8 protein-coding genes are annotated in these 11,878 nt (G+C 72.2%); all 8 read left to right on the plus strand.

Features of this window, described 5'->3' with window-relative positions; all coding sequences use genetic code 11:
• Positions 1-48 precede the first annotated feature (48 nt).
• Positions 49-873 (plus strand): helix-turn-helix domain-containing protein, encoded by an 825-nt coding sequence (locus tag AC6I72_RS19355; protein WP_498002266.1) that lies wholly within the window; start codon positions 49-51, stop codon positions 871-873.
• Positions 858-1,109 (plus strand): DUF397 domain-containing protein, encoded by a 252-nt coding sequence (locus tag AC6I72_RS19360; protein ID WP_498002268.1) that lies wholly within the window; start codon positions 858-860, stop codon positions 1,107-1,109. The genes AC6I72_RS19355 and AC6I72_RS19360 overlap by 16 nt, the downstream gene beginning before the upstream one ends.
• Before the next feature lie 222 nt (positions 1,110-1,331).
• On the plus strand, positions 1,332-1,919 hold the full coding sequence (locus tag AC6I72_RS19365) for a hypothetical protein (RefSeq protein WP_498002270.1): 588 nt from the start codon (positions 1,332-1,334) through the stop codon (positions 1,917-1,919).
• A gap of 309 nt (positions 1,920-2,228) precedes the next feature.
• Positions 2,229-5,246 carry a carbohydrate binding domain-containing protein gene (locus tag AC6I72_RS19370; RefSeq protein ID WP_498002272.1) on the plus strand — a complete coding sequence of 1,006 codons (3,018 nt, stop codon included), beginning with the start codon at positions 2,229-2,231 and terminating at the stop codon, positions 5,244-5,246.
• Between the two features lie 462 nt (positions 5,247-5,708).
• The gene (locus tag AC6I72_RS19375; RefSeq protein ID WP_498002273.1) at positions 5,709-6,683 is read left to right on the plus strand and encodes a translation initiation factor IF-2; all 975 of its coding nucleotides are present in this window, start codon (positions 5,709-5,711) and stop codon (positions 6,681-6,683) included.
• Positions 6,684-7,096: 413 nt separating this feature from the next.
• Entirely contained in the window at positions 7,097-9,187 is a 2,091-nt protein-coding gene (locus tag AC6I72_RS19380) for a bifunctional polysaccharide deacetylase/glycosyltransferase family 2 protein (RefSeq protein ID WP_498004742.1), read from the plus strand.
• Positions 9,184-10,395, plus strand: a complete 1,212-nt coding sequence (locus AC6I72_RS19385; protein ID WP_498002274.1) for an acyltransferase family protein — start codon at positions 9,184-9,186, stop codon at positions 10,393-10,395. Before AC6I72_RS19380 ends, AC6I72_RS19385 begins: the two co-directional genes overlap by 4 nt.
• A gap of 94 nt (positions 10,396-10,489) precedes the next feature.
• On the plus strand, positions 10,490-11,845 hold the full coding sequence (locus tag AC6I72_RS19390; RefSeq protein WP_498002275.1) for a nitrate/nitrite transporter: 1,356 nt from the start codon (positions 10,490-10,492) through the stop codon (positions 11,843-11,845).
• Positions 11,846-11,878: the final 33 nt, after the last annotated feature.

Raw genomic sequence — 11,878 nt, forward strand, 5'->3', positions numbered from 1 at the left:
CACAGCGTGTACGTACGCGCTGTGTCGGCGGGAGGCGGGTGAGGGCGCGTGGCCGCGGGGGAGTCCCAGCAGGCGCAGCAGAACTGGCGGTACTGCGGCGGTCAGATCAAGCTGTGGCGCGAGGAGGCCCAGGTCAGCCGCCAGGCCCTGGCGGAGGAGGCCGGGTACGACTACGAGTACGTCAAGTCGATGGAGTGCGGGCGGCGTCGGCCGACGTTGCGGTTGTTGCAGATCGCGGATCAGTTGTGCGGGGCGCGGGGGAAGTTGCTGGCGGGGCACGAGTTTCTGAAACCGGAGCGGTACCTCTCGTACGCCGAGGACTACGTCCAGTACGAGGCCGAGGCGGTTGTGCTCAGTTCCTATCAGCCTCTGCTGATCCCGGGTCTACTCCAGACCGAGGAGACCATCAGGGCTTACCTCAACACCCACTTCCCTCCGTTGGATGACGAGACGATCGAAGAGCGGCTCACAGGCCGCTTGGAGCGTCAATCGCTGCTCGAGCAGCGCACCAAAGCCTTCAATTTCGTCATCGGAGAGCTGGCTCTGCGTAACCAGGTGGGTGGAACCGACGCGCATGGAAGGCAACTGCGCAGGCTAAACGAGGCGGGCGAGTCCCGCAACGTAACCATCCAGGTGCTGACCTTCGACGGCGCAGGCCCCGAACTCGACGGACCCTTCGTGCTGTTGGAGACGGCCGAGCATGAAGCGTTGGTCTACGAGGAAGGGCAAGCGACCGCAAGGCTGTACGCCGACCTCGATAAGGTGAGTACGGTCGCCCAACGTCATGCGATGATCCTTCGGAAGGCGCTCAGCCCTGACGAGTCGGCGCGTTTCATCGGAAAGTTGGCGGAGGAGCTATGTCCACCGAGCTGATGTGGTTCAAGTCCAGCTACAGCAGCACCGGCGGCGGCGAATGCCTCGAACTCGCCTACGCCTGGCGCAAATCCAGCTACAGCGACTCGGAGGGCAGCGCCTGCCTCGAAGTCGCCGCCACCCCCCACACCATCCACATCCGCGACTCGAAGCTCGGGGCTCGAAGCCCCCGTTTCTCCGTGGCCGCCGATGCCTGGTCGGCCTTCCTCACGCTCGCTGCCGGCGACGGAGCCTGAGCCCCGGTCTCCGGGCCGCGAGACCCGAGCCGCTTCTTGAAGGAATGGGCGGTAGGCCTCAACCCACCCTCCCGCCCTCCCCGTTCCCGCCATGCTGACTTTTCGTGAGCGATTTGCGACGCACGGTCGCGACCCTCTAGCGTTCGCAGCAACAAACGACCCCGGTCGGGTGCTACCAACACCCGCCGGGGTCTCACCCCCAGATCGAATGAGAGTCGATCCGTGGCTGACGGAAACCTTATCGCTGCCCTGCCCGCACGCGCAGCGCATCCCCTGGCCAAGCCTGGTTACGGCAAGCGGTCCGCCCCGGACCAGGCGCCGCCCCGCGCGGGCGACTTCGACCGGCTTCCCGCCCGCGCGGCGTACCTCGCGAACTTGATCGACCGGCTCGACGAGAACGCGGCGATGGACGCGAAGACCCTCGCCAAGGCCCAACCGCTCTACGGCCAGCAGGCGGTGCGCTCGGCGCTCAACGAGCTGAGCGCGGCGGGGCACTTGCGGCGCGTACGGCGGCGGGTCGCCCCGGTCGGTCCGCAGGCACCCTCCGTGCCTCCCGCGCTCATGGAGTGCACGGACTGCCGCGTCCCCGGCCGCCCGGAAGCCCTGCGGGGTGGCCTCTGCCGGGCCTGCCGGGACGGGAGCGGGGCCGCGCCCCCGGTGTCGCGGGCCCCGGTCCGCGCACAGGCCCTCGCAGCGGCCCCCGCCCCGGGCCACCTGCCACCGCATACCGTGCGGGCCCGGGCCGCCGCCGCACGCGCGGCCATCCGCCGCAAGAAGCCTGAAACCTGCGGAAAGAACTTGCTCACCTGACGCGCGGGGGGCGGCCCTGATGGCGGGCCTGACGGCCCCGCCGTGCCGCGGGCAGCGGGCGAGTCCCTGTGCGAACCCTTTACGCCCCCGTCCCGCCTGAGTAATCTCCCCGCAGAAACTTGCAGCGCCTTTCGCAAGGTTCTGCGGTCGAGTGGCGTGTCTCGGCCCTCAGTTCAGCCACCCGCTCAGCCGTTCCGCCGCTCGCACAGCTCCCCCCGTGGCCGTACGGGAGCTTCGTGCTGCCCGGCGGACCCGTCCGAGGAGCCCTCGATGGAGAGAACCCGACCCCGACCACCGCTGTTCAGACCCTTGCGCAGGACGACGCGGCGGAGCGCAGCCACCGCCCTGGCCTCCGTGGCCGCCCTGGCCGCGGGCCTGCTCGCCGCCGGGACGCCCGCCTCCGGCGCCACGGGCGACACCACCGCCACAACCACCGGCACCACCACCGCGACCGTCTTCTACTACACCAAGACCCGCAACTGGTCCTCGTACTACCTGCACTGGGCGCCGGACGGCGGCAGCTGGACCACCGTGCCGGGCGTGCGGATGGAGGCCGCCTGTACGGACTGGGTGAAGCAGACCGTCGACCTGGGATCCGCGGCCGGGCTCCAGGCCACCTTCAACAACGGCACCGGCACCTGGGACAACAACGGCGGCAAGAACTATGACCTGGGCAGCGGCACCGTCACCGTCAAGGACGGCGTCGTCGCGCACAGCGACCCGTGCGGCGGCGACAACGGAGGGCAGGGCGGTGGCAGCGGCGCGCAGAGCGCCACCGTCTTCTACGCCACGACCGGCACCGGCTGGTCCACCGTCAACCTGCACTGGGCACCGAACGGCGGCGCCTGGACCACGGTCCCCGGCGTCGCCATGGACGCGGCCTGCACCGGCTGGGTGAAGAAGACCGTCGACCTGGGCACGGCGACGGGCTGGCAGGCCACCTTCAACAACGGCAACGGCACCTGGGACAACAACAACGGCGCCGACTACGCGCTGACCGGCGGCCTCAGCACCGTCAAGGCGGGCAAGGTCACCAAGGACGCGAAGGACCCCTGCGCGGCCACCGTCCCCGACACCACGGCGCCCACCGCGCCCGCCTCCCCGAAGGCCTCCGCGACCGGTACCTCCGTCGTGCTGACCTGGGAGCCCTCGACCGACGACACCGCCGTCACCGGCTACCAGGTCACCCGCACGGGCGGGAGCAAGGGCACGGCGGTGGTCAGCACCGGCTCCACCGTCTACTCCGACACCGGGCTCGAAGCGGACACCACGTACACGTACACGGTCCAGGCGGTCGACGCGGCGGGCAACACCTCCGCCGCCTCCGCGCCGGCGAACGCGACGACCGGCCAGGCACCGCCCCCGGCCCAGCAGGGCACCATGCTCGGCGGGGACCCGCGCAAGGACCCCATCTACTTCGTGCTGACCGCCCGCTTCTACGACGGCGACAGCGGCAACGACCGCGGCGGCAGCCAGGACGTCACCTCCGGCAACGCGGCAAACCACGACCCCATGTTCCGCGGCGACTTCAAGGGCCTGGTCGAGAAACTCGACTACATCAAGGCCCTCGGCTTCTCGGCGGTCTGGATCACCCCCGTGGTCCTCAACCGCTCCGACTACGACTACCACGGCTACCACGGCTGGGACTTCTACAAGGTGGACCCGCGCCTGGAGTCGGCGGGCGCCTCCTACCAGGACCTCATCAACGCGGCCCACGCCAAGGGCATGAAGATCTACCAGGACGTCGTCTACAACCACAGCTCCCGCTGGGGCGCCAAGGGCCTGTTCGTGCCGACCGTGTACGGCGTGCGCGACTCCCAGTGGTCCTGGTACTACGACGAGAAGCAGCCGGGCTTCGAGTACGACGGGCTGACCGTCGAGCCCAAGTCGGGCAAGTCCTACTACAACGGCGACCTGTGGTCGACCGCGGAACCCTCCGGCAACACCTGCCTGAACTGGGGCCGGCCCACCGGCCAGAAGAGCCCGGAGGGCTACACGCTCCACAACTGCCAGTGGCCCAGCCCCACCAGCGGCATGTTCCCCTCGAAGTACTACCACCAGTGCTGGATCGGCAACTGGGAGGGCGAGGACTCCCGCTCCTGCTGGCTCGCCGACGACCTCGCCGACTTCAACACCGAGAACCCCGAGGTGCAGAACTACCTCATCGGCGCCTACGACAAGTACATCGACATGGGCGTCGACGGCTTCCGCCTCGACACCGCCGTGCACATCCCCCGCGTCACCTGGAACCGCCGCTTCCTGCCCGCCATCCAGCAGCGCGTCGCGCAGGACTGGGGGCCGGACAAGGCACAGGACTTCTTCGTCTTCGGCGAGGTCGGCGCGTTCGTCAACGACAAGTGGAACCGCGGCTCGGTCAACCACTCCGCGCAGTTCTACACCTGGAAGGAACGCAAGGAGTACACCGCCGACGACACCCGGGCCGCGCTCGACCAGTACACCTACGAGGAGCAGCTGGGCACCGGTCAGCAGCCCACCTCCACCAACGCCTTCCTGGACGGCAACAGCTACCACACGCCCGACCACTCGAAGTTCTCCGGCATGAACATCATCGACATGCGCATGCACATGAACTTCGGTGACGCGCACAACGCCTTCTCCAACGGCAAGGACTCCGACGACTCCACCAACGACGCCACGTACAACGTCGTCTACGTCGACAGCCACGACTACGGACCCAACAAGTCCAGCGTGCGCTACGACGGAGGGCAGGACGCCTGGGCCGAAAACATGGCCCTGATGTGGACCTTCCGCGGCATCCCGACCCTCTACTACGGCTCGGAGATCCAGTTCCAGGCCGGGAAGACCATCGACTGCGGCCCGCGCTGCCCGCTGGCCACCACCGGCCGCGCGTACTACGGCGACCACCTCGAAGGCACCGTCACCGCCTCCCGGTTCTCCCAGGCCGACAGCGCGAGCGGGGCCGTCGCCACCACCCTGGCCCAGCCGCTGGTCAAGCACCTCCAGCGGCTGAACCAGATCCGGCGCGCCGTGCCCGCGCTCCAGACGGGCCAGTACTCCACCGAGGGCGTCTCGGGCGGCGGCATGAACTTCAAGCGCCGCTACACCGACGCGGCCACCGGCGTGGACAGTTTCGCGCTGGTCGCCGTCACCGACGGTGCCACCTACACCGGCATCCCGAACGGCACGTACAAGGACGCCGTCACCGGGGACGTCCGGCAGGTCACCGCCGGCACCCTGACCGTCGCCGCCCCGGGCAAGGGCGACCTGCGGGTCTACGTGCTCGACCTGGGCGGCAAGAACGCGGCGCCCGGCAAGGTCGGCACCGACGGGCCGTACCTGAAGTAGGAGCGACTGAAGGGGCCCGAGAGCCGGAACGGGTCTGAAGGGGGCCCGAAGGAGCCCGAAGGGCACCGCCCCTGCCGGAAAGACCGGACGGAGACACGGCGACCGAAACCAGATGGTTTCCAGCCAACGGCGAATCGGTCAATTCCGTTCACCATTGATCTTTCACGGTGGGGGCGTCCCCGCGGGCGTACGTTCATGACCGCCGAGCACGGTGTGACAAGGGGGGCGCTCGGGCAGGTGGGGGCCTGTTCCGGCGACGCGGGCTCGGGGTCGTAGGCGCGCCCGGAACACTCCCGTGGGGGAAAGAACGTGCGCGTGAAAAAGGGGCTGGAACAAGCCCAACCCGTATGGCCCGAAGCCGCGTCGACGGCTGGATCGGCGCCTGCCGCCGAAGGCGGTGCGCCGGATGCGCGAAGCGCTGAGGGGGACGACGGCGCCCAGAGATTCCCCAAGACCGGTGCCGTGCCCGCGCTGCGGGTCGAGGACCCGTGGCAGGAGCCCCGGCCCTGCGGCCCCGTTCCGGACGAGCTGACCGTCCGGCTCGACCCCGCCGGACGCACAGGAAGTGCCGGGGAGGAACCGGACGGCCGCAGCGGGAAGCGGGGGCCCGGCGGCTGTGAGGGGCCGGTCTTCGTCGACGCGTCCGGCCGCCGCAGCCGCCGGGTCCGCCGGATCGGGATGGCGGCCGGGTTGAGCTGCGCGGTCTACGCCGCCGTCATCGTCGTCACCCTCGCGTCCGGCAACTCGGCCGCACCCTGGCTGCCCGTGCCGGGCCAGGCGGACGACCGGCCCGCGAGCAAGGTCGACAGCTCGGCGGAGCCGTCGGACCCGGCCGGTGCGCCCGGTGCCGGAGTGGGGGTGGGCGTCGCCGCACCGGGTGCGCCGGGCACGTCCGGGCTGCCGGGGGTGCCCGGCGTGTCCGCACCGGCCGCCGGCGGCGCCGGGCCGACGCCGGGCGCCACCGGTGCCGCGGCCGGTCCGTCCGCCGGGCCGCACCGGCCGGGAGCCTCGGCGCCCCCGCGGCCGGCCACCTCGGGAACCGCCGGGGCCCGGTCGCCGGGTCCGGGCACGGGCGGCGGCCCGGTCACCGAGCCGAGCCCGCCACCGGTCACCACCTCGACCGAACCGGGGACACCGGGCCCCGGAGACGGCGGCTCACCCAGCCCCGACCCGTCGGCCTCGGCGGGTGACGCGGGCGGAGCCGGCGGCGGGGGCGGAAGCGGCGGCGGGAGCGGGGTGGGCAGCGGTGCCGGTGGCGCCGGTGGTTCCGGCGCGCCGGGAACGGTCGCGGACGGTCCCGGCACCCCGGTGCCGGTGACGTCGGCGCCCGGCCCCACCGGAGCCCCCGGCCCCACCACCGCCCCCGGCCCGACCACGGCCCCGGGCCCCACCACCGGTACGCCCGCGGCCCCCGGATCCCCGGAGCACCTCGCCTGATGGCCACCCGCATCCGCCGCAGGCGCCCCCCGAGGCCCGCCGACCCGCACCACCCGTCCGACGGCGGCCCGCACCACCCGTCCGACGGAGACCCGGCCCGCACGACCGACGGCGACCCGGCCCGCGCGACTTGTGGCGGTCCGGCCCGTGCGACGGACGGCGGCTCAGCCCGTACGGCCGACAGCGGCCCCTACCGCGGTACCGGCACCCACCGCGCCCGTGACACCCACCGTGTCACCGACTCCGACTCCGACTCCGGCCCCGGCCGCCCCGCCGCCCCCGGCGTCCCGCACCGCCGGTCCGCCGTCCGCTCCGGCGCACGTCCCCGTTCCCGCCGCGCGCCCGCCCGCCGGCGGCTCCGCCTCCCGCTCCGGCTGCTCGTGCCCGTCCTCCTCCTCGCCGCGCTGACGGCGATGCTGGTGCTGCGCGGGTACGTGCACAGCGAGGTCCTGGCCGACCACCGCGTCCGGCCCGAGGCGGCCACCGACCGGGTGCCCGACCGGATCCTCGCAGGCGGCCCGGTCATCGACACCCGGCACGGGCGGGCGACCAGCCTGCGCGTGCCCGGCCACCGGCTCGTCCTCACCTTCGACGACGGCCCCGACCCGACCTGGACGCCGCAGGTGCTGGACGTGCTCAAGAAGCATCACGCGCACGCGGTCTTCTTCGTCACCGGCACGATGACCTCGCGCTACCCGGGCCTCGTCCGGCGCATGGTCGCCGAGGGGCACGAGGTGGGACTGCACACCTTCAACCACCCCGACCTGTCCTACCAGTCCAAGCAGCGCATCGACTGGGAGCTGTCGCAGAACCAGCTCGCCATCACCGGCGCGGCCGGGGTGCGCACCTCGCTGTTCCGGCCGCCGTACTCCTCCTTCACCAACGCCATGGACGACCGTTCCTGGCCGGTGACCGAGTACATCGGCAGCCGCGGCTACCTCACCGTCGTCAACACCCTCGACAGCGAGGACTGGCAGAAGCCCGGCCCGGCGGAGATCGTCCGGCGGGCCACCCCGAAGGGCGGCGAGGGCGCGGTCGTCCTCATGCACGACTCCGGCGGCGACCGCCACCAGACCGTGCGGGCACTCGACCGCTACCTGCCGGAACTCCAGGCGCGCGGCTACCGGTTCGACAACCTCACCGAGGCGCTCGGCGCCCCCAGCGCGCTCACCCCGGTCACCGGCGCCGGGCTGTGGGCGGGCAAGGCCTGGATCTTCCTGGTCCAGGCCTCCGACGACCTCAGCGACGGGCTGGGCGTGTGCCTGGCCCTGGTCGGCGCCCTGGTCATCGCCCGGTTCGCGCTGATGCTGCTGCTCTCCGCCGCGCACGCGCGCCGGGTGCGCCGCCCGGGCTTCCGCTGGGGCCCGCCGGTCACCGAACCGGTGTCCGTGCTGGTCCCGGCGTACAACGAGGCCAAGTGCATCGAGAACACGGTGCGTTCCCTGACGGCGGGCGAACACCCCGTGGAGATCGTCGTCGTGGACGACGGCTCGGCCGACGGCACGGCGGACCTCGTCGAGGCCATGGACCTGCCCGGCGTACGGGTGGTGCGCCAGCGCAACGCGGGCAAGCCCGCCGCCCTCAACCGCGGTATCGCGCACGCCTCCCACGACCTGATCGTCATGATGGACGGCGACACCGTCTTCGAGCCCGCCACCGTCCGCGAACTCGTCCAGCCGTTCGGCGACCCGGAGGTCGGCGCGGTGGCGGGCAATGCCAAGGTGGGCAACCGGGACACCCTCATCGGCGCCTGGCAGCACATCGAGTACGTGATGGGCTTCAACCTCGACCGCCGCATGTACGACGTCCTGCGCTGCATGCCGACGATCCCCGGCGCGGTCGGCGCGTTCCGTCGCAGCGCCCTGGAACAGGTCGGCGGCATGAGCGAGGACACGCTCGCCGAGGACACCGACATCACCATGGCGCTGCACCGCGCCGGCTGGCGCGTCGTCTACGCCGGGAACGCCCGCGCCTGGACCGAGGCCCCCGAGTCCGTCCAGCAGCTGTGGTCCCAGCGCTACCGCTGGTCCTACGGCACCATGCAGGCGATCTGGAAGCACCGCGGCGCGCTGCTGGAGCGCGGCCCCTCCGGCCGTTTCGGCCGCGTGGGCCTGCCGCTGGTCTCCCTGTTCACGGTGGTCGCCCCGCTGCTGGCCCCGCTGATCGACCTGTTCCTCCTCTACGGCGTGATCTTCGGCCCGACCGCGAGGACGGTCGCCACCTGGCTGGGCGTGCTCGCGATCCAGGCGTTCTGCGCGGCCTACGCCTTCCGGCTGGACCGCGAACGCATGACGCACCTGGTATCGCTGCCGCTCCAGCAGATCCTCTACCGCCAGCTCATGTACGTCGTCCTGCTCCAGTCCTGGATCACCGCCGTGACCGGCGGCCGGCTGCGCTGGCAGAAGCTGCGCCGCACCGGCGTGGTGGAGGCCCCGGGCGGCCCCGCGTCCCGGGACGCCGGCGGCCCGCCGAGCACCCCGACCGCCCGGAGGCCGGTGGCATGACCCGGACCCTCGTCCCGAAGCCCGCCGCCGGCCCGCGCGGCCCGGCCGGCCGTGACCGCTACCTGGACCTGCTGCGCGCCCTCGCCCTGTTCCGTGTGGTCCTCTACCACCTGTTCGGCTGGGCCTGGCTGACCGTGCTCTTCCCGTCGATGGGCGTGATGTTCGCACTGGCGGGGTCCCTGATGGCACGGTCCCTGGACCGCCCGGCGCCGAGCGTGGTCAGGGGCAGGCTGCGCAGGCTCCTGCCCCCGCTGTGGGCGTTCGGCGCGGTGCTGCTCCCGCTGATGCTGCTGGGCGGCTGGAATCCGCTGAAGGACCCCGACCTCGGCGGCACCCTCGGGCCGGCCAGGCTGCTCGACTACGTCGTCCCGCTCGGCGCCCCGCCCTACCCGGCGCACCTGGGCTCCGACTCCGGCCTGCTGGAGGCGGCCTGGCCGGACGACGCGGCGGGCCCGCTGTGGTACCTGCGCGCCTACCTCTGGTTCGTCGTGGCCTCCCCGCTGCTGCTGCGCGCCTTCCGCCGGGCGCCCTGGCCGGCCCTGCTCGCCCCCCTCGCCCTCACCGCGGTGCTCGCCACGGGCCTGCTGCGGATCCCCGGTGAGACGGGTGAGGCGGTGACGGACTTCGCCGTGTACGGCGGCTGCTGGATCCTGGGCTTCGCCCGCCACGAGGGCTACCTGGCGCGGATCCCGCGCTACCTGGCCGTCTCCGCCGCCGCCCTGCTGATGGCGCTGGGCCTGTGGTGGGCCGCCGGTCACCAGGGCCCCGACGGCTGGGACCTGAACGACATCCCGCCCGCCCAGGCGGCCTGGTCCTTCGGCGCCGTCGTGATCCTGCTCCAGTACGCCCCGGCCTGGCGGGAGTTCCCGGCCCGGCTGCGCCGCTGGCGCAGGCTCATCACCCTCGCCAACAACCGGGCCGTCACCGTCTACCTCTGGCACAACCTCCTCATCACCGCCACGGTCCCGCTCCTCGACCAGGCCTACGGCCTGCCGTTCCTGCGGAGCGAGGGCGCCGCGTCGCTGCTCGACCAGACGTACGGCCTGTGGATGTTCGTGCTGGTGTGGCCGCTGATCGCCGCCGTGGTCCTCGCCTTCGGCTGGATCGAGGACCTGGCGGCACGGCGCAGGCCACGGCTCTGGCCGGCCGGGCCGGAGCACCGCCGTCCGGCCGAGCCCGCCCTCTCACCGCCGCACCCCGCGGCGTGAGACCGACGTTCCCTGGAGGTCACCCACCGCCACAGTGCCGAAACGCCGTCTTCCTACCTTCGGGAGCCAGGCACTCGGCACACGTGGAGGCGGGATGGCGGGCAGGCGTTGGATCGAGGAGTGGGACCCCGAGGACAGGGCCTTCTGGGAGGCGCGGGGCAGGCGGACCGCCCACCGGAACCTGTTCTTCTCCGTGCTCAGCGAACACATCGGGTTCTCGGTGTGGACCCTGTGGTCCGTGCTCGTGCTGTTCATGGGGCCCGAGTACGGGCTGTCGGCGGCCGACAAGTTCCTGCTCACCTCCGTGGTGACCCTGGTGGGCGCCGTGGCACGGGTGCCGTACACCTTCGCCGTGGCGCTCTTCGGCGGCCGGAACTGGACGATCGTCTCCGCGAGCCTGCTGCTCGTGCCGACGGTGGCCGCCTTCGTGGTCATGCACCCCGGCACCTCCTTCGCCGGCTTCCTGTGGGTCGGGCTCCTCGCCGGGATCGGCGGCGGCAACTTCGCCTCCTCCATGACCAACATCAACGCCTTCTTCCCGATGCACCGGAAGGGATGGGCGCTCGGGCTCAACGCCGGGGGCGGCAACATCGGCGTGCCCGTCATCCAGCTCGCCGCCCTCGCCGTCATCGGGGCGGGCGGCGGACCGCGCCTGCTGCTCGGGATCTACATCCCGCTGATCGTCGTCGCCGCCGTCCTGGCCGCGCTGTTCATGGACAACCTGGCCTCCGTGCGCAACGACACCGGCGCCGCCGTGGACGCCGCCAAGGACGCCCACACCTGGATCATGTCCTTCCTGTACGTGGGGACCTTCGGGTCGTTCATCGGCTACAGCTTCGCCTTCGGGCAGGTGCTGACCAGCCAGTTCGGCCGCACCCCGCTCCAGGCCGCCTACCTCACCTTCATCGGGCCGCTGCTCGGCTCCCTGATCCGGCCCGTCGGCGGCAGGCTCGCCGACCGGTTCGGCGGGGCGCGCATCACCCTGTGGAACTTCGTCGCCATGGCCGCCGCCACCGGCGCCCTCGTCGCCGCCGGGCTGCACAGGTCGCTGCCGCTGTTCGTGGCCGTCTTCGTCGTCCTGTTCGTGCTCAGCGGGCTCGGCAACGGGTCGACGTACAAGATGATCCCCGGGATCTTCCGGGCCAAGGCCCTCGCCCGGGGCCTCGCCGGGGAGGAGGCGGCGGCGTACGCGCGGCGGCTGTCGGGCGCCTCCATGGGGCTCATCGGGGCCGTGGGCGCCCTCGGCGGGGTCGGCATCAACCTCGCCTTCCGCCAGTCGTTCCTCTCCTACGGCTCCGGCACCGGCGCGTTCGTCGCCTTCCTGGCCTTCTACGCCGTCGCCTTCGCGGTCACCTGGGCCGTATACCTGCGCCGGCCGGACGGCGACCGGGCCCCGGCGGCCACCGACACCACCGGGACGCAGCCTCAGCTCGGCTACGCCGAGGTGTGACGCCGCCCGGCCGGAGGTGCGACGCCGACCGGC

Source organism: Streptomyces sp. Xyl84 (genome assembly GCF_059731885.1).